This is a genomic window from Acidiferrobacter thiooxydans, from assembly GCF_003333315.1.
Classification (GTDB): domain Bacteria; phylum Pseudomonadota; class Gammaproteobacteria; order Acidiferrobacterales; family Acidiferrobacteraceae; genus Acidiferrobacter; species Acidiferrobacter thiooxydans.
The window spans coordinates 369,155-388,929 of the sequence record NZ_PSYR01000002.1; the positions used below are offsets into that span (position 1 = coordinate 369,155).

A 19,775-nucleotide genomic window follows, 5' to 3' on the forward strand; every position below is an offset into this window, starting at 1 on the left:
TGGCACAGAGGCTCGCATACGGGACTTGCTACCCGGCCACCGGGTGTTTCGCGCATGATGGCTTCGTATTGAAGAATCGCGGGCTGATGCGCCCACCCGGCGATGCGCGCCCGGTTCGTGCTAGACTACCATACCGTAATGACGCGACCACGCCCCTTGTAAGCACCCGATGAGCCCATCGTCTACTGCCCGAATCCGGGAGATTCCGTACAACTACACCTCGTTTTCCGACCGCGAGATCGTCACGCGATTCCTCGGGCCGCAGATGTGGGAGACGTTGAATGCGCTGCGCGCGGTGCGTGTGACAGGGCGTTCTGCACGCATGTTGTTCGAGGTGCTGGGGGATATGTGGGTGGTAAGCCGCAATCCCTTTATCCAGGACGACCTCTTGCGCCATGAGCCGCGCCTGGGGTCGCTGGTGTCCGCGTTGCACCACCGCCTCGATCAGATCGTGGCACGCGCCCACGGGAATGCCGAGGCGTTGGCGCTGGCATCGGCGGCGCGCGCGGCCGTTCATGCCTTCGAGGAGGGCTTTCCGCAGGAGCGCGCAAAGCGTAAGCAGGCCCTGCGGGTGTTGTCGCACGTCACCCACCGCGACAATATCGACTTCAGCGGTTACGCGCGCGCCGCGCATGTGACCGATGCCACCGACTGGCGGGTAGAGCTGCCCTTCGTGGTGATTACCCCGGATACCGAGGACGAGGTCGTGGGGGTGGTGCAGGGATGCATAGAGCTTGGGTTGACCATCATCCCGCGGGGGGGTGGGACCGGCTATACGGGGGGTGCGGTGCCGCTGTTTGCCGACACCGCGATTATCAATACTGAGAAGCTCGATGACGTCGGTGAGGTCGTCTGGCGGCACCTGCCGGGCGTCGACCGGCGCGTGCCGACGATACGTGCCGGTGCCGGTACCGTTACTCTGCGGGTCACGGAGGCTGCGGAGGCCGCCGGGCTGTCGTTTGCGGTCGATCCGACCTCGCAGGACGCCGCCACCATAGGCGGCAACGTGGCCATGAATGCCGGTGGCAAGAAGGCGGTGATGTGGGGCACGACGCTCGATAATCTCGCCTCCTGGCGTATGGTGACCGCGCAAGGCGAATGGCTGACCGTGGAGCGCGAGCACCATAACCTCGGCAAGATCCATGAGCAAGATGAGGTCGTGTTCCGCGTAAGCCGTACGCGCGCCGACGGACGCACTGCCACCGGGCCCTCCGAGGTGTTGCGCATCCCGGGACGCTCGTTGCGCAAGGAAGGCCTCGGAAAGGACGTGACCGACAAGTTTCTCTCCGGCCTGCCGGGAATCCAGAAGGAGGGCTGCGACGGCATCATCACCTCGGCAGTGTTCATATTGCACGAGAAGCCGCGACATCTGCGGACTGTGTGTCTTGAGTTCTTCGGATCCGATCTGCGCGAGGCGGTGTCGGCGATCACTGCGATCAAGGCTTATCCGGGGACCGTATCTGGGGTCATGCTCGCCGGGCTCGAACACCTAGACGAGCGCTATCTGCGCGCGGTGCGCTACAGCACCAAGGCACCGCGCCGCGACCGCCCGAAGATGGTCCTTTTGTGCGATATCGCAGGCGACGACGATAGACGCGTGGGTGAGGCGGCGGCGGCGATCGTGCGTATCGCTAACAGCCGCGGCGGCGAGGGTCATGTGGCGGTGACCGCCGAGGCTAGGCGGCGCTTCTGGGCAGACCGTGCCAAGACCGCCGCCATTGCCGCTCACACCAACGCCTTCAAGATCAATGAGGATGTGGTGATCCCTATCGAGCGCCTCGCCGATTATAGTGAAGGTGTCGAGCGCATCAATATCGAACAGTCTCTGGCCAATAAGATCATGGCGGTGGAGGCGGTTATCGCCTATCTGACCGAGGGTGGACCGGCGCAGGCGCTGGCCTCGGACTATGAGACAAGCGTGGAAAATACCGCCATCTTGACGGCCAAGACCGAGACGGCGGTGGCGCACCTGCGCGCTGTCGTGCACCGCTGGGCCGGAATCCTTGCGGGGCTTGATCGGCCCGCTGATGCGTGCGCCGATCTACTCAGTGCGGATGAAGCTGGGCGTATACGGCCCGGCGAGCGGCTGATCGCGTTATTGCTGCGGCGCGATGTACGCATCTCTTATCGACACGAGGTGGGACGCATTCTCGAGGATATTTTCGGTGGCCAGGAGCTGGCGGCGGTGCGCCATCGCCTCCAGGCGATTCATGCCGATGTGCTAGTCAAGAGGCTTTTCGTAGCATTGCATATGCATGCCGGGGACGGCAATGTGCATACCAACATTCCAGTGAACTCCAATGATTACGAGATGATGCGCGAGGCCGATCGTATCGTCGAGCGCGTCATGCATCTGGCGGTCAGTCTTGGCGGCGTGATATCGGGCGAGCATGGTATCGGCATCACGAAGATCCGCTATCTGGAGCCGGAGGCGATCGCGGCATTCGCCGCCTACAAGCAGCGTGTGGACCCCAATGGACATTTCAACCGCGGCAAGCTCATGCCCGGTTCCGGCCTGGACCGGGCCTATACACCGTCTCTGCGCCTTGTGTCCCAGGAGGCGCTGATTCTCGAGCGCAGTGAGCTCGGGGCCTTGAATGACGCGATACGCAACTGTCTGCGTTGTGGAAAGTGCAAGCCAGTGTGCACGACGCATGTGCCGCGTGCCAATCTGCTGTACTCGCCCCGCAACAAGATTCTCGGGACGGGCCTTATCATCGAGGCCTTCCTCTATGAGGAACAGACCCGGCGTGGGATCTCGATCCATCATTTCGATGGCATGAACGATATCGCAGATCATTGCACGGTGTGCCACAAATGCCTGAACCCCTGTCCGGTTGATATCGATTTCGGGGACGTATCGATCCGCATGCGTGAGATCCTGCGCACGCGTGGCCATAAGCGTATGGCCATCGGTACGCGCGCGTCCATGGCGTTTTTGAATGCCACAGACCCCGGCACCATTCGCGCACTGCGCAAGGGCATGATCGAATGGGGCTTCAAGGCTCAGCGCCTCGGCCACGAGGTGGCGGTGAAGCTAAGCGCGATCGGGCGGCCGACGCGCCCACGGGCTACCACCGGCAAGACGCCGGTTTCGTCACAGGTAATTCATTTCCTGAAAAAGCCTCTGCCGCGCGATGTCCCGCGCCAAACCATGCGCGCGCTGCTCGCCATCGAGGACGCGAAGACCGTACCGATCCTGCGCGACCCGGCCAAGGTGACCGAGGATTCGGACGCGGTCTTCTACTTTCCGGGTTGTGGCTCGGAGCGACTTTTCAGTCAAGTGGGGCTGGCGACGCTTGCCATGCTCTACGATGTGGGGGCGCAGGTGGTATTGCCGCCAGGCTATCTCTGTTGCGGCTATCCGCAGACGGCCGCGGGGGATGATGTTAGGGGTCGGCAGATCACGACCGATAACCGTGTACTGTTTCATCGGGTGGCCAATACCCTCAACTATCTCGACATAAAGACGGTCATCGTGTCGTGCGGGACGTGCATGGACCAGCTCTTGAAGTATGAATTCGAGCAGATCTTCCCGGGCTGCCGGCTGCTCGATATCCACGAATACTTGATGGAGAAATCGGTGTCGCTCGATGGGGTGTCAGGGGTGCGATATCTGTACCACGACCCATGCCATACGCCGATGAAGACCCATAACCCGGTGGCGGTGGCAAGCGCGCTGATGGGGAGCCCGGTGACGCTTTCGGATCGCTGCTGCGGGGAGGCCGGTACGTTCGCTGTCTCGCGGCCGGATATCGCGACGCAGGTGCGCTTTCGTAAGGAAGAGGAATTGAAAAAGGGCTTGCAGATCATGAGCAAAGGGGAGGCGGATGCCGCCTCCGGGGACGTGAAGATACTGACGTCGTGCCCGGCCTGTCTTCAAGGTCTCAGCCGCTATCGCGAGGATACCGGTCTCGATGCGGATTACATCGTAGTCGAGATCGCCAATAAACACCTGGGCGCGGGCTGGCAACAGCGTTTCGCCGACGCCGCGAAGGCAGGCGGCATAGAGCGCGTCTTGCTGTGAGGATCTACGGGCTGCGGATGCCTATCCGGGCCATCGTAAGCTGAGGGAGGCCGGTCGTTCGGTTATCAAAAGCGAACCGCCCGAGGCTCTTCCAGCCCCCGGTGTCTTACAGGCCCCCTTCCTATCAGGCCGGCGTCACGGCCCTGGCGGCCACAGGACCCCCTTTAAAGTGGCCCCTTGGCCGGATGGACCCACGCCCTAGGCAGGACCGTTACGGGGGTAAGCCCGTTTTGGGGACAGGGGGCGCGAACAGGCACGCGGGACCGCCGGTGACACATCCCGTCCCGATCGCGCCCCGATAGTCCCTCTTGCGCTGACCTGACGCACCCAGGTGGCCTGCCCGGCGGTGGGCATCACACCGCGCAGGGCATCGCCCGGGATGCATTGCGCCTATCACCCTTCGATCGCGACCCAACACCGCGGGCGTGCCGGCCCTCACCGGCGGTCTCAAGGCTGGCGCCATTGCCTCCGCGCGCCCAAAGCCCTAGGGGCCTCTTGAAGCGCCGTGCGCTATCCGACGATCGCCGACCCCCTGGTGGACCTAGGACCTGCCTCGCCGTTTGGCGACCCGGCCGGGCTTAGGGTGGGCTCCGAGCCCACCCTATCCTGTCACGTGCTATTGATGCGAGGGTCTCGCTCCCCCCCGAGGGCACCGGGTCTTTGGCTTAAGGCAAGGTCACGACCACATAGGCGCTTTCCTTGCCACGACGCACGAGCACGGGGATCGGTGTGTGCGCGGGCAGGTTAGCCACCAAGTGCGCGATCTGGCTTGGCGAGGTGATGGCCACGCCGTTGAGTTCCTGGATCACCATTCCCGGCGCGATACCGGCGTTTTCCGCCGGACCCGGCTCGACGGTCAAGACCACCACGCCATGATGAATATCCATGTCGCTCAGCGCCTCATGGGTGAGCGGGCCCACTTCCATGTGCATACGCGACAGCGTGACGTTGTGGCTACCCGGATGACGCAGGTTCTTCGGGAGCGTGCCTATCCGGACATCTATGGTGAGTGGATGACCGTTGCGCATGATGCCTACCGGTACGCGCGTGCCCGGGCTCGTGTTACCCACGAGCGGCGGGAGTTGCCCCACGCTGTACACCGGTTTGTTGTCATACGTCATGATCACATCACCGGGCTTAAGGCCGGCCTTGGCGGCCGGGCCGTCGTGCGCGAGGCTTGCAATCAGCGCACCGACCGGCTCCTTCAGACGCATGGCGCGCGCCATCTCGCTGCTCACGCCCTGGACATCCACCCCGAGCCAGCCGAAACGGATCGCCTGGTGATGTTCGAAGGCATGAACGGCGCGCATGGCGGTATTGATCGGGATCGAGAATGACAACCCCATGTAGCCGCCGTTGCTGGTGTAGATCTGGTCGTTGATGCCAACCACCTGCCCTTCCATATTGAACAACGGACCGCCGGAGTTGCCTGGGTTGATCGGTACGTCGCTTTGGATGAAGGGGATGTACTCGTCGTCGGAAAGCGGACGATTGATGGCGCTCACGACGCCCTGCGTCACGGTGTTGTAAAAACCAAAGGGCGCGCCCACGGCGAGCAGCCACTGCCCTACCTGCAGCTGATTGGAGTTGCCGAGCGGTACGGTGGGCAGGTCATGACCCTTGATCTTCAATAGGGCGGTATCGTAACGCACCGACAGGCCCACGATCTTGGCTTTGTAGACATGGTGATTGGACAGCCCGACGACGATGTGGCTCGCGCCGCGTACGACATGCGCGGCGGTCACGATATAGCCCGAGTGGCTGATGATGAAGCCTGAGCCGAGCGATTCCACCTTTTCCTTCTGCGAGGGCGCGGTGTTCGGGCCCGAGAAGAACCGCCGGAAGAACGGGTAGAACGGCGAATTCGGCGGCACGGGGTCAGTCGGCAGCGCCCCGTGGACGGTCTTTGTGCTGGTGCTGCTGATATTCACCACCGCAGCCCCGTAGTGCTGGATGATCGGCGTGAAGTCGGGAAGTCCGACCAGCGGCTGCGCGGCGGCCGCTTGCCAGGCAGTACCCCCCACAAATCCTGCCGCCAGCACGACCGTTTCCCACCGCCGCCGGTGCGGTCGGTCTTTCAAGTGACCCATGTCGATCTCCTCGTCGATAAAATCGTATAAGGCTGCGTATGGTCGGCGCCGCGAATGCGTCATCGAGACTCACGGGCCTTCGGTGCTGGGTCCGCGAATGCCGAAGCTACCGGAAACACGCGCCTGCTCACGGCTTTGAGTGCGCTCGAAGCCGGTTGTTCCCCCATCGCCAAAAAACGACCACTAAGCGTCTATGATAGCGCGGCGGGCGCCATGTCCCAAGGGGAGGCTTAAAGGCGGGCGCGAACCGGCCCATGCGGCCGGGTTCTTGTCGGGGCGATGGGGTGATCAACGGACAAGACGAGTGACCGTGTAGAGGATAAGACCCACGATACCCCCGACCAGGGTGCCGTTGATGCGGATAAATTGCAGGTCGCGACCGATATTGAGTTCTATCTGGTCGATCAAGAAGGTGTCATCCCAGGCCTTGACCTGAGCGGCTATGAAAAGCCCCAGGGTGCGCCGGTAGCGCTCGATAAGCGGCGGGGCATAGGACGCGATTTGGGTCTCTATCCATGCGTGGAGCGGCGGGCGGTCGGCAAACGAGGCCACTAGCTCGCGGATCACAACCGCGAGCGTGCGCGTCGTCTCCGCCTGTCCGGGCCGCTCTTCGAGTTGCCCTAAGAGCCACCCCTGGAGCCCATCCCAAAGGGCCGCGAACGCGATCTCCATTTCGGGGTTGTGGACGAGTTCGGCCTGCATGGTCTTGATGCGTGCGCGAAAAGGCGCGTCGTTCTTCAGCTTGTTACTGATGTCGGTCACAGCCTCGTCGAAGCGGCGGCGCAACACGTGATCATGATCCTCGCGGACCGCCTGCAAGACGGTCTGCAGGGCATCATAGAGTCGCTGGAGTATGGCGCGACCCACGCGTTCGTCGAGATTCCAAGTGGAGGGCACGAAGTCCATCTGGCGCGCTATGGCGTAGACGAGTTCCTGACGCACGTCGTCGTGTTGCAGGAATTGATAGAGCTGGGTAAGGGCTTCGTCGAGCAACCATTGATGGCGACGGTCCTCGGCGAGCGTATCCAGGATACGTCCCGCGAGTGCGCCAGTATCCAGGGTCGCGAAGCTAGAGGCCAGGGCATCGGCGAGAAAGGCGCGCGCCTGCCGGGGATCGATCGTAGTGAGGAGACGGCGCGCGATGTGGCCGAGGTAGATCTGGATGCGCTCGATGTTTTCCTCGCGTAGGCACCATTTGGCGATGCGCCGGCCGGGTCCGAATGTGTGGACGCCCTCCAGGATCTTGTCGGTGGACAGGAATCGCGACTGGATGAACTCCCCGAGGCTGTCGGCGATGCGCTCTTTGTTGGCGGCGATGATGGCGGTATGCGGCAGGGGTAGGCCAAAGGGGTGGCGGAACAGCGCCACTACCGCAAACCAGTCGGCCAGGGCGCCGATCATAGCCGCCCCGCTGAATGCGGCCACGAAGCCAAGCCAGGGGCGTCCCGGCTGAAAATAGCGCGCCGTCGTGTACAGCGCGCCGGCGCCCGCGAGCAGGGCGAAGGCCGACAGGCGTGCGGTGCGCAATCGCGCGCGCTTTAGCGAGTCGTTCGAACGTTTTGGGGTCGGGCCGGTGGCAGTCATGGGCACCGGCTAAGGATAGCGGGGCGGCCGTGCTTTGTCGCCGGTTTTCGGGCAGTCTGCGATCAGATGAGGACGGCGGTGCGCTGGGCGGCCACGAAGATGCCTTGTTCGTGGCTTAGCGAGCGGTCCTGCAGCCATGTGGCGAGCCAGTCGGGCACGGCCTCGGCGGGCATGGGGCGGGCAATCGCATAGCCTTGCGCGAGGTCACAGCCCTGGGCCTTCAGCCACTCCCACTGGGCCATGGTCTCCACGCCTTCGGCGAGCACCGGCCGTCCCAACTGATGCGCCATGTGGATGACGCCTTCGACGATGGCGCGGTGCTGCGGGTCTTCGGGAAGCGGGGCGATGAAGCCGCGATCGATCTTGATGAGCGCGGTGGGCAGGTCTGTCAGATAGCTGAGCGACGCCTGTCCCGTGCCGAAGTCATCGATGGCAAACTGCAGTCCCCGTTGACACCACGCGTCCAGGGTGCGGCGGGCGCGTTCGGGATCGGCGAAAGCGGCGCGTTCGGTGATCTCAAGGGCAATGTGGTGGGTCGCCGTACCGCTGGCACGCAGCACCTCGCAGACACGGTGGTGGATCTCCGGATCCTGGAATTGGCTGGGTGACAGGTTGACGGCGATCTGCAGCGTAAGGCCCTGATCCATCCAGCGCCTTTGTTGTCGGCATGCCTCCTGAAGCACCCACTCGCCGAGCGGTATGATGAGGCCTGATTCCTCGGCGATCGCCACGAACACCTCCGGGGATTGCGGCTGTTCCTCGGGATCCCGCCAGCGCAGCAGGGCCTCCATCCCGGCGATGCGTCCCGTGGCGAGTTCGACTTGCGGTTGGTAGTGAAGCGCGAAACGGTCTTCGGCGAGGGCCGTGCGTAGGCGCTTTTGAAGGGACTGGCGATCGCGCGTGGCCCGATCCAGGGAGTGCTCGAATATCGACCAGCGATTGCGTCCTTGGCGCTTGGCCTCGTACATGGCAAGGTCGGCGTGACGCAAAAGCGTCTGAGGGTCGCTGTCATCAAACGGATAGATCGTAAGGCCGATGCTGGCCTGGGTCGAGACCTGGTCTGTGCCGATGCGTATCGGGGTACGCATCGCCGTGAGCAGTCGTGTGATCACGGTTTCGATGTCGGACATGCGTGCCGCGTCGCGCAAGATGACCGCAAACTCGTCGCCGCTCAAGCGCGCCACGACATCGCCTGCACGCGCGGTCTGGCGCAGACGCGCGGTGACCTCCAGTAGCAATCGGTCGCCGGCGGCATGACCGAGTAGGTCGTTGATGTCCTTGAATCGATCGAGGTCCAGAAACAGCACGGCTTGCAGGGCATCGACGTGCGCGGCCCGTTCCATGGTCTCGGTTAGCAGGCGCAGAAAAAGGGCGCGGTTGGGAAGGCCCGTGAGCTCGTCGTAGTGGGCGAGCGTACGCAGTCGGGTTTGGGCGGCATCGAGCTCGCAGGCCGAACCCACATCCCATGACAGACGCGCCAGCCATTCCTTGGCCTCGTTCGACAGGGCTTCGGGAACGAGCGGACGGTAGGCTATGGCGCCGTAGTGGATCCCGTTGTGGGCAAGCGGGTAGACGATGCGATAGGGGGGGTCGGCCGGCGAGAGCGCGAGCGTGAGCGCGCTTTGCGCATCGAGATGCAAGCGCCCCCCTTGGGCCACACTAAGCGGCGTCCCGACCTTGTCGATGCGCGCCATCGCGATCCAGAGAAGATCGAGGTATTCGGCGATGCTGTCTAGGACCGTACCCAGGGACCTATCGGGACTCTCGCCGCGCAGCGAGGCATCGGTAAGGCGATCGCGCAGCTGCCGGGCCAGGGCCTCGCGTTTCTGGGCGGTGACGTCGCGGGCGATCAAAAGCGAGCCACCACCGACAGCGCCTGGTAGTGCGCAGCGTAATAAATCCAGGACCCGCGGTGTGGCGTGGGCACGGCGCAATAGGATCTCCTCGCGCACCGTACCCTCGGAGGTCCGCATAAAATCACCCAGACTCTCGCGGGTTGGGGTATCGGGGACCTGTTCCAGGAGACGTTGCGGCTCGACATGGATCAGGTCTTCGCGCGCTATCCCGAAGGCCTCCAGGGCGGCGCCGTTGGCGAGTTGCCAGCGGCCCTCGGCGTCGAGCAGGCCGATGAGGTCGGGGGAGGCCTCGAGCAGCGCGTGTACGGCGGCCTCACGGCGTCGGGATCGCCGTAATAGGCCTTGCAGCCGAAAATCGCGCAGAATGCGTTCGCGGACAGCGGTGCCGTTCAGATGCGCGATCTTGGTGGCGAAGGCCTGTAAGACCACCACGGCAAGCGCCATGGAGACACCAAAGGCACTGCCGCCTCGGCCCGCGTATTCGCGCCAAGCGAGCGCCAGTACCGGGGCGATGGCGAAGGCCTCGTAGCCGCCGGGCAGCACGCTGAGAAACGGGATCGGGCCTGAGATCAGCCCGGTCACTATGGCCACCAGAAACGGGGGATTGATACTGTTGCGGGGATAAGGTACGGCCAGGATCAGCAGCGCCCACAAAAGGCCGTCGATAAGCAGGTGGGCCACGAGTCGTCGATGGCGCGCGGCGACGTCCAGTCCGCAGTCGGCGCGCGTCAGCCGGACGGGAAAAAACCTCAGGATGCCGTTGATCGCAAGCCCGGTCCACCAAAGGGTCTTGTCCCAGGCGCCCACTGAGCGCGCGAAGAGCAGCAGGCAGGCGGTCGCCACAACGAGGTTGGCCAACACCTGCCAGCCGTAACGGCGACCAAAGAGGCGCAGCTGTTCGGTGAGGAGCGCGACCCGCAAGGGCGGACTTGGGTCCATGCGCGCAGCGCGCAGCGTGCGTGGCGCCCGCGAGGCGCGCGCGCTGGCCGGTGCTTGGCGGTGACGGTTCATGGTTTTGTTCGTTATGGTTCCTGCCTCGTCGGCCGGCCTATCACAGACCCCGCACTGGGACGAGCGGTCTCCCTGCGGGCGATTGTGGCGTATTTTGGCGTTTCGGGAAAGCCTTGGCGTTATTCTTCGGGCAGCGGCACCGGCGCCTGCGGGCCTGCGCCCCCTAGACGACGGTCTCGTATCGCCATCTTATCGATCGCAAGATCAGGGTTTTGGGATCCGGGGACTCATCAGAAAGTGGCCAGCGCTACCCAAGGCGACGACCCCGAGAATGATAATGAAGATCGCCGACACACGGTTTATGAGGATAAGGGTGCGCGATTCGAGGTGTGTATGGAGGCGGGCTGTCACGAGACTGAGTGCAATCCACCACAAAAGACAGCCGGAAAATATCCCGGCGACCAATGACAGCAGACGCGGTAGGCTCGAGTGGTCCATCTGCAGGGTCGTGAATACCACGATGAAAAACAGGATGGTGAGGGGGTTTGCAAGCGTGAGCAGGAGCGACGATACGAACGTCCAGAGCACGCCGGGTCCCCTCCCGTAGCGGTGCGCGGGGGCCCGTCGTCGTGGCCGAAAGAAAAACGCGCGGCCGCCAAACCACAGGCACAGGATGCCGGCCCCGAGATGAATCCAGAAGCGTGCGCTGGCAAGAAAATTGGAGACCACGCTCAAGCTCAAGTCCGCGAGTCCGGCATAGAATGCGTCGGCCGTGGCGGCCCCCGCGCCGCTCAACATGCCGGCAAGGCGTCCATGTGCCAAGGTCCTTTGAATGGTGAGCAGGCCGACTGGTCCGATGGGTGCGGATGTGATGATGCCGACGATAAGCCCTAAAAAAAACGGTTCCACGCCACTCCTCGGCTCGGCCGCCCTTGTTGTGCGCGGTCCTGCCGTGCGGATCGCTATCCATTGTTGTATTCGGGCCGCGGCCCCCCTGGGCGGGCCTGGCGGTCCGCCGGGGCGCTATCGTAAAACGGCTGGGCGGGAAAGGCCAGAAGAGAACGGAGGGCAGATCTTGCTGGCGATGGGCGCTGCGAGGCCGTGGCCGCCGCGTTCGGCGGGTTGAGAGGGTTTATACGGCCGCGCGCATAGGTGCGAAGTGGAGAGGGCCGATGCCGGCGGCCTTGTCAAGATAGCCCCGTGACAGGCGGCAGTGTACAGTCCCCGTATGGCCCTTATGGCCATTTCCGAGTGGTGCGTCATGGCAAGGCCCGATCCTCAACTCCTTTTGACCTGGACGGTAGTGGCGCGCATGGGGAGCATCAATGGCGCTGCCGATACCCTGGGTCTTACGCAACCTGCGGTCTCCAATCAGCTGCGACGGCTCCAGGAGTGGCTGGGGGAGCCGCTTTATCGACGCCACGGGCGGGGCGTGACCCCAACCGCCTTGGGTAAGCGCTTGCTGCGTATCGCCTCTCAGATTGAGGGGGCGCTCAGCGATGCCGAGGCATTACGGACCGATGTGCAGGGCCTCATGCAGGGGAGTCTGTTGCTGGTAGCCAGCCAGACCAACGCCGAGTTTCTGCTGTTGCGCGCGATGGCGGTCTTTCAGAAGTGCTACCCGATGATTACCGTGCGGCTGCAGTCCGGGAATTCTGAAGAGGCGCGCCGGCGTATCGATGTTGCAGATCTGGCATTCGTGGAGGACGCGGTCCTGCCGGAATCGGTCCCCGGGCTCAAGGGCAAGACCCTGATCGAGACCGATATCCGCATACTTTTGAACGCCGACCATCCTTTGGCCCAAAGACCGGAGGACGAGCCGGTGGCGCTGAGCGAGTTGGCAGGTGTATCGGTGGTCTGGCGGGAGCCCGGTTCCGGCACCCGTGATCGCGTCGAGGCGGCCTTTCGCCAGGCCGGCATGGAGCCTGAGATCCGTTACGAGTTCAGTGCCGGCGCGGCGGTACGCGAGGCCGTTCGCTGTGGACTCGGCGTAGGTTTTGTGTCGGCATTGTCGGCCATGCCCCCGGATCTTTGCACGCGGCCGGTCGTGCCGCGCATCGTGCAGTCCCTGTCGGTAATCTATCAGGGGCCGCTCAGCCGCCCCGGCGAGGCGTTTCTCGTGGTCCTTGAAGACATGATGCGCGCCGGGGTGTACGCGGCCCCGCGCAGCGTCGGTCCGTGATCGGGCAGGTGCTGGCGGAGCGGGGCGTGGATTTAACGCGTAAGAGGCAAGACAGTACAATGGTGCAGGGCATGAGGATGGTGACCTTATGATCGGCACGATCGATGCGCAGGGGTGGCTTGACGGGGTACGGCGCGCGGCCTCGCCCAATTGTGATGCCCGGCCGCCCGGCATGGTCGTGGAGGTTGTGATCATTCATGCAATCAGTCTACCCGAGGGCCGCTATGGCGGGCGGGACGTGGAGCGACTCTTCATGAACACCCTGGATACCGGGGCTAAAGGTTATGCCGATCTTCGCGGACTGAGGGTCTCGGCGCATGTATTCATCCGCCGCGATGGCGAGGTCGTGCAATTCGTGTCCTTCGAGGATCGGGCGTGGCACGCTGGCGTATCGCGATGCGAAGGGCGCGAACGTGTCAATGACTTTTCGGTGGGCATAGAGCTCGAGGGCACGGATCACGGCCCGTTCGAGGATGCTCAGTACCGATCTTTGCAGACAGTGTCCGAGGCGCTCATGCGGCACTATCCGGCGATCACCCGCGAGCGGCTCTATGGGCATTCGGAGATCGCTCCCGGGCGCAAGACCGATCCCGGACCGTTTTTCGACTGGGCCCGATATCGCCGCGCATTACGTTCCGTAGGTGACGGGGTATCGCGAGGGGAGGGCTAGGGCGATGGCAATCACGCTGATCATCATACTCTTTGCGGTCGCGCTCGATCGCTTGTTCCCCGATCGTGGCCGGGCGCCGCCGTTTCTATGGTACGAGGACTGGGCGCGCAGCGTAGAGCAGCGATTCAATGGTGGGACCCGCGGGCAGGGTCTGGCGGCGGTGCTCGTGGTGGCAGGCCCGGTCTTGCTCGGGGTGGCGCTGATCCGCTATGTGCTCAGTCATATCAGCTACTCCCTGGTCTACATCTTCGACATCCTGGTCCTTTACCTGTGTTTGGACCTGTATCGGCTGACCCGTCAGGCGGTGGGTGTTTCGGAGTCGCTGGAGGCCGGCGATATCCTCATGGCCGCCAGCCATCTTGAGACGATGACCGGCAAGACCACCGGAGATGTGACAGAATCGTCCATTGCCCAGGCCACGGTCGAGGCGGTCTTGAAGCACGCCAACACCGCAATCATGGCGCCGCTTTTCTGGTTCATTCTCTTTGGTCCTGTGGCGGTCGTGCTGCAGCGCCTGGCCGCGCTGCTCGATCGCCTATGGGGTCACCGTAGTGCCCAGTTCGCGGAATTCGGGTGGGCGGCGGCGCGTCTCGATGACCTGCTGGGCTGGGTGCCAGCGCGCATTACGGCGCTCAGTTACGGCATCATGGGCAGCTTCGAGGATGCCTTGCACTGCTGGCGGCGACAGGCGGGCATGTGGTCCGATATCAACAGCGGCCCGCTTCTGGCCTCGGGCTTTGGTGCCATGCACATGAGTGCCTGCGAGGAGCCCGAGGAAGAGGATATATCAGGGCCGCCGGCGGTGCGCGGCTTCGTCGTCAATGCCGCGGATATCCGCCGCGCCGTGGCGCTGCTTTGGCGTGTGCTGCTATTTTGGCTGGCGGTGGCATTGTTGATGGCTGGGGCCCGCCTGTTCGGCGTTTTCGGCTGAGAATGGGTTCAGAACAACCGGCCTTGCGGTGATCGCTGATCAGGGCACCTAGGCCAACAGGGCCTGCGCAGGCGGGTCCGTGCGTAAGACCTCCCACCCACGTTCCGTGGCGGTTGCGAGCAGGACCGGGTCCGGGTCAACGGCGATCGCCCGCGACACCGCCTCCAGGAGCGGCAGGTCATTGTGCGAGTCGCTATAAAACACGCTGTCTGTGAACGTCAGACCGTGGTCTGCCATCCATGACCGTACGCGCATGACCTTGCCCTCGCGAAAGCAGGGTATGCCGTGCGGGCGGCCGGTAAAGCGCCCGTCGCGCTGCTCGGCTACGGTGGCGACGAGATGCGGAATATCGAGGATCTCGGCTATGGGCGCGGTCACGAAGTCGTTGGTTGCCGTGACGAGCGCAAGCGTTGCCCCCTGCGCCCGATAGCTTTGAAGCAGCGGGGCCACCCATGGTTTGATCATCGGGCGCACACATTCCTCGATGAAACGCGCGCGCCAAGCAAAGAGTTGCGGGCGTGGAAGGCGGCGCAAGGGCTCCAGGGCAAACGCCAGGAACTCCGCGATGTCGAGCGTGCCGGCCTTGTAGGCCTCATAGAATTGGGCATTGGCGTGCTCGTAGCGCGGGCCGTCTACGGCCCCTGCGCTGACCAGGAATCGTCCCCAGGAGTAGTCGCTGTCACCGGCGAGCAGGGTGTTGTCCAAGTCAAACAGTGCGAGCGCCAATTCTCCCCTCTCATTGCCGTAGCCGGCGGATTCTGTGAAAATAGGTCCATTCTAACTAGCTAACATCTTGTTGTATATGATAGATCGCGACGGATATCGTCCCAACGTCGGCATCATTCTGACCAATGCTGAGGATCAGGTGTTTTGGGCGCGCCGCTGCCGCTGTGATGGTTGGCAGTTCCCTCAGGGGGGCATACAGCGCAAAGAGAGCGTCGAGGAGGCCTTGTTTCGCGAGCTCTACGAGGAGGTGGGGCTAGGGAGCGCGCAGGTCGAGATCCGCGGGCGTACGCGCGGCTGGTTGCACTACGATCTGCCGCGGGCCTATCAGCGTCCCAGCGGGCCACGGCGGTTCCGCGGGCAGAAACAGGTGTGGTTTCTGCTGCGGTTTACGGGCAGCGAAGCCGATGTCAGGCTCGATCGGTCCGCGTCCCCGGAGTTCGATGCCTGGCGCTGGGTAGAGTACTGGAGCCCGATCGATGCCATCGTGGCCTTCAAGCGCAAGGTGTATGAGAGCGCATTGACCGAGCTCGCCCCTTTGCTCAAGCGCTGATGGACCGGTTGCTCGCATGGCCGGACCGCGAAGTGTGGCTCGTCTTGGACGGGCCGCCGGCAGTGTATTACCTGGTGGACCAAGCCGCGGGCGGGGTGCTTATCAATGCCCCACCATTTAGTCGCGCGACCTACGAGGGGCTTTGCCGGCATGCCGGGCCCCGCTATCTGTTCCTGCCGAGTCGCTTTGGGGCCCGCGATCTGGGCGCGTGGCGGGCAGCGGGCGTGCGCGTGCTCGTGTCCTCCGAAGAGGAGGGCGTGGCCGATGCCGACCTCCGGGTCGGTGGACAGCACAAGCTGACGCGTACCATCGACTTCGTGCCGCTCCCCGGTCGTACCCGTGGGACCTGCGGTCTGCGCCTGAAAAACCTGCCAGGGGCCTTGTTTGTTGGGCCGGCCCTGACGCTCGGCGATTCGGGATGGCCGGAATTGATCCCGCGCCCCGACGACTATTCCTACGAAAGCCGCCTCATAGGGACGGTAGGGCTCGGCGGTCAGGTCTTCGACTATCTTTTTACGGACAGCTTTGTACCGGGCCGTACGCGCCTCGGGCCTGGCGCCGCCGATGCCTTGCGGACCCACATCGACCAACTCTTGACATAGTCCATGGCGACCCGCAAGGCATCGGCAAGCGGCCTCCCGTCTGGCGGGTAGTCGCTGATGCGGGGGCCGGGTAGTGTGTCTTACCGGCCAGACGCGGTCGCCGTGCCCCGCAGTAACCGCATGGCGGCTCAGGTGATGGTCCCCCCGGCCCTGCCCGCCATGGGCCCATACCGCCCATCGTGCGCGGCCGGCAATGGGCAGCGCCAGGCCCGGCCGATGATCATTCCGACCTTTCCTCGGTGCGGCCATGGGGGACCGCATGGCCGGGGTCTTGCGCGCGTACGGACAAGGGCGCTCCGCGCCCGGGCAAAATGGCCGTAGCGGTGGCCAGAATAGGCCTGATGCACCGGCTGATGGTAGGGATCGCCACGAGAATGGTCCCCGGCGCGCGGCAGGGCGTCGGTACGCCCGCTGCGCTCCGCGAATCAGCGGGTCAGCGATTCAGGGAAGGGGAGGAAGGTGCGGCTAACGCCCGCAGAGAACGGGATATGCGCCACGACTGGTCAAGGGGGGAGGGAAGGCCGGATCTCACCGGATGGTGCCACGCGGCGGCGCGACCACCGACCCAGGGTAAGATATACGATGGGTGTCGTATAGAGGGTCAGGGCCTGCGAGACGATGAGGCCGCCGATGACGGTGATGCCGATCGGTTGGCGCAGGTGGTGTCCGGTGCCGAAGGCGAGTGCAAGCGGCACGGCGCCCAGGAGCGCTGCGAGGGTCGTCATGAGGATCGGCCGAAAGCGCTTGAGGCACGCGGCGCGTATCGCCTCCTCGCGACTTAAGCCCTGCGTGCGCTCGGCCTCGAGCGCGAAGTCGACCAGCATGATGCCGTTTTTCTTGACGATGCCCATGAGCAGAAAGATGCCGATGATGGCGATGACCGAGAGCGGCAGGCCCGTAAGCGCGAGCGCAAGCAGGGCGCCGACACCCGCAGACGGGAGCGTAGAGAGGATCGTGAGGGGCTGAGAGAAGCTTTCGTAGAGCACGCCGAGCACGATATAGATCGTAGCCAGCGCCGCCAGGATCAGCAGCGGCTCGGCGGCTATCGATCGCAGAAAGAAGCGGGCATTCCCCCCGAAACGCGTGCGCACTCCGGGAGGCAAAGGCATGCCGGCGATGGTCTTTTGGACCTCGCGGATGACAGAACCAAGGACTGCCCCGCGGGCGAGATTGAAGCTCACCGTCGCCGCCGGCAACCCGTCATAGTGGCGCACGGACAAGGGCACGGAGGTACGCACGAAGTGCGCGACGGCGGTGAGCAGGACCGGACCGGCGCGACCGGCGACATAGAGATGATCGAGGCGGGTAGGGGACTGGCTCAGGGCATGGGGTACCGTGAGGACCACCTGATATTGGTTTTCGGCGTTATAGATACGCGCAATCTGGCGTTGTGCGTAGGCGTCATTCAAGGCCGCGTCGATGGCGGCGATGGATACTCCCAGGCGTGCGGCGCGCTTGCGGTCGATCGCCACGGTGATCTCTGGTTGCGGCTTGTCCTGGTTCGAGGACGCGGCGCGGATGCCGGGGAGTTTGGCGATGCGTCGGTCGATCCGGCTTGTGACCTCCTCCAGGGACCGAAGCGAGGGATCGAGTACCGTGAAATCGTATTGACCGTTAGTCGCCTGACCCCCCACGAAGATGTCCTGCGCGACAAACAGGTAGGTATGAATGCCGGCGATACGTGCAAGCTGTGGGCGCAGATGCGCGAGAATGGCGCGCGCTGACAGCCGCCGATCATCGCGTGGTTTTAGCCCGATAAAAATCTTGCCGCGATTGGGTGGCGTAAAGCCGTTGACGACGCCGATGCTCGAGCTTACGGTGGCTACATCCGGATCTTTGAGGATTACCGCGACCACCCGGCGTTGCAAGGTCTTCATGCGCGCAAACGAGACATCGGACCCCGCTACGGTATTGCCGATGACAAGCCCGGTGTCCTCCTCGGGCAGAAAACCCTTCGGGATGTGCGCATAGAGCATGACCGTCACCACGACCGTGGCCACGGTCAAGACCAGCATGAGTCGACGATGGTGCAGCGACCAGTCGAGCGAGCGTTCATAGGCGCCGACGATGTGCTCATACCATCGCGCGAGGCGCGCCGCTAGGGAGCCTGGGCGGGGAGCTGCAACGTCGGGACGCAGAAAATGAGCGCAGATCATGGGGGTTACGGTCAGCGATACGAGCGCCGATATGACGATGGCCAGCGTCAGGGTCATGGCGAACTCATGAAACAGTTCCCCCACGATGCCCGGCATGAGGGTGAGCGGAATAAACACCGCGACCAGTGACAGAGTGATGGATATGACGGTGAATCCGATCTGGCGCGACCCGCGCAGCGCTGCCTCCATGGGCGAGAGACCGGATTCGTGGTAGGTCATGATGTTCTCGATCATGACGATGGCGTCGTCGACGACAAAGCCCACCGATATCGTGAGCGCCATGAGCGAGAAATTGTCCAAGGAAAATCCGAGTGCCCACATGGCCGCGAGGGTGCCGGCGATTGATAGGGGCACGGTCACGCCCGCGGCGATCGTCGGTGCCGCGCGTTTCATGAACGCCCACACCACCACGAGTACGAGCGCCACGGTGATGAGCAGCGTAATCTCGATATCGCGAATGCTGGCGCGTATCGTCGTGGTCCGGTCGGTCAATACCCGCAAGTGTACGTCAGCCGGGAGCGCCCGGCGGATATCGGGGAGTCGTTTTTTGATGGCGTCAACGGTTGCGATGACGTTGGCCTCGGGGGTCTTGGTGATGGTCACAAGCACCGCCGGCTTCGCACCGTCCCAGGCGGCCAGATGGGTGTTGGTGACACCGGTGACGACCGAGGCTACGGCGCCCAGGCGTACGAGTCCCGAGCCATTGGCCTTGAGGACGATGCGGCGATATTGCCGGGCGGTATGCAATTGGCCGTCGGTTGCGATCACGGAATTGTTTTTAGGCCCGCGGAATTCCCCGAGCGGACTCAACAGATTGGCGGCGCGTATCGCGGTGTAGACGTCTTCGGCCGTGAGCCCGGCATGGGCGAGCGCCCGCGGGTGAATATTGATGCGTACGGCCGGGGATTGCGCGCCATTGATCTGCACGAGTGCAACCCCTGGTACCTGCGCTAGGCGCTCGGCGAGGGTGGTGTCGGCGGCGTCATAAACGGTTCCCGGGCGCTGCGTACGTGAGGTCAAGGCCATTGTCAGGATCGGCCGCGAGGCGGGATTGAATTCTTTGTAGTAGGGGCGGGTCGGCAGATTCGCCGGGAGATCCGGCAACGCCGCATTGATACCCGCCTGGATGGCGGCCGCGTCCCGGGCTGCACCCCCGACGCGCGAGAACAACAAGACGACATTGCTTGCGCCAAGTGAGCTGAACGACATGATCTGGTAGAGCCCGGGGATCTTCCCCAGCTGTCGTTCCAGGGGGGCGGCCACGGTGCTTGCCATGGTCTGCGGACTGGCTCCCGGCTCGTGCGCCAGGACCACGAATGCCGGTAGCGGGATATTCGGGACCGCGGCCACAGGCAGCAGTCGATCACTGAAGATCCCCGCGACCAGGATACCCAGGGCGATGAGAGTCGTGCCGATCGGCCGCTTGATGAAGGGCGCGGAGAGGTTCATG

General features: G+C 63.8%; 12 protein-coding genes. 6 read left to right on the top strand and 6 right to left on the bottom strand.

All coding sequences use genetic code 11. The annotated features are described in order from the left end of the window. Positions 1-169 precede the first annotated feature (169 nt). Entirely contained in the window at positions 170-4,027 is a 3,858-nt protein-coding gene (locus tag C4900_RS08770; protein ID WP_114282965.1) for a DUF3683 domain-containing protein, read from the top strand. 665 nt (positions 4,028-4,692) lie between these two features. Here the strand turns inward: C4900_RS08770 and C4900_RS08775 are convergent. The 4 genes from C4900_RS08775 to C4900_RS08790 all read right to left on the bottom strand — a co-directional run bounded on the left by C4900_RS08775 (position 4,693) and on the right by C4900_RS08790 (position 11,417). After that, entirely contained in the window at positions 4,693-6,117 is a 1,425-nt protein-coding gene (locus C4900_RS08775; RefSeq protein ID WP_065971435.1) for a Do family serine endopeptidase, read from the bottom strand. A 288-nt stretch (positions 6,118-6,405) separates the two neighbouring features. Then, positions 6,406-7,701: a DUF445 domain-containing protein gene (locus tag C4900_RS08780; protein ID WP_065971432.1), complete on the bottom strand. Its 1,296-nt coding sequence runs from the start codon at positions 7,699-7,701 to the stop codon at positions 6,406-6,408. 62 nt (positions 7,702-7,763) lie between these two features. Next, positions 7,764-10,568: a putative bifunctional diguanylate cyclase/phosphodiesterase gene (locus C4900_RS08785; protein ID WP_065971431.1), complete on the bottom strand. Its 2,805-nt coding sequence runs from the start codon at positions 10,566-10,568 to the stop codon at positions 7,764-7,766. A gap of 204 nt (positions 10,569-10,772) precedes the next feature. Further along, on the bottom strand, positions 10,773-11,417 hold the full coding sequence (locus tag C4900_RS08790; protein WP_065971430.1) for a LysE family translocator: 645 nt from the start codon (positions 11,415-11,417) through the stop codon (positions 10,773-10,775). Positions 11,418-11,769: 352 nt separating this feature from the next. Here C4900_RS08790 and C4900_RS08795 point away from each other — a divergent pair, with 352 nt between their 5' ends. From C4900_RS08795 to C4900_RS08805, 3 genes are all read left to right on the top strand, one after another. Continuing rightward, positions 11,770-12,690, top strand: coding sequence for a LysR family transcriptional regulator (locus C4900_RS08795; RefSeq protein ID WP_065971429.1), 921 nt, complete (start codon positions 11,770-11,772; stop codon positions 12,688-12,690). An 88-nt stretch (positions 12,691-12,778) separates the two neighbouring features. Continuing rightward, a complete protein-coding gene (gene ampD, locus C4900_RS08800) occupies positions 12,779-13,360 on the top strand; it encodes a 1,6-anhydro-N-acetylmuramyl-L-alanine amidase AmpD (protein ID WP_065971428.1) in 582 nt (193 codons plus the stop codon). Between the two features lie 4 nt (positions 13,361-13,364). Continuing rightward, the gene (locus tag C4900_RS08805; RefSeq protein WP_065971427.1) at positions 13,365-14,291 is read left to right on the top strand and encodes a cobalamin biosynthesis protein CobD/CbiB; all 927 of its coding nucleotides are present in this window, start codon (positions 13,365-13,367) and stop codon (positions 14,289-14,291) included. A gap of 48 nt (positions 14,292-14,339) precedes the next feature. Here the strand turns inward: C4900_RS08805 and C4900_RS08810 are convergent, their stop codons facing one another. Beyond that, positions 14,340-15,017, bottom strand: coding sequence for a histidinol-phosphatase (locus C4900_RS08810; RefSeq protein ID WP_065971426.1), 678 nt, complete (start codon positions 15,015-15,017; stop codon positions 14,340-14,342). Positions 15,018-15,093: 76 nt separating this feature from the next. Between C4900_RS08810 and C4900_RS08815 the strand changes: the two genes are divergently transcribed. Both C4900_RS08815 and C4900_RS08820 read left to right on the top strand, forming a co-directional pair. Then, positions 15,094-15,567, top strand: a complete 474-nt coding sequence (locus C4900_RS08815) for an RNA pyrophosphohydrolase (protein WP_065971425.1) — start codon at positions 15,094-15,096, stop codon at positions 15,565-15,567. Then, the gene (locus C4900_RS08820; RefSeq protein WP_065971424.1) at positions 15,567-16,169 is read left to right on the top strand and encodes a hypothetical protein; all 603 of its coding nucleotides are present in this window, start codon (positions 15,567-15,569) and stop codon (positions 16,167-16,169) included. The genes C4900_RS08815 and C4900_RS08820 overlap by 1 nt, the downstream gene beginning before the upstream one ends. Before the next feature lie 503 nt (positions 16,170-16,672). Here the strand turns inward: C4900_RS08820 and C4900_RS08825 are convergent. Beyond that, the gene (locus tag C4900_RS08825; RefSeq protein ID WP_065971423.1) at positions 16,673-19,774 is read right to left on the bottom strand and encodes an efflux RND transporter permease subunit; all 3,102 of its coding nucleotides are present in this window, start codon (positions 19,772-19,774) and stop codon (positions 16,673-16,675) included. Position 19,775: the final 1 nt, after the last annotated feature.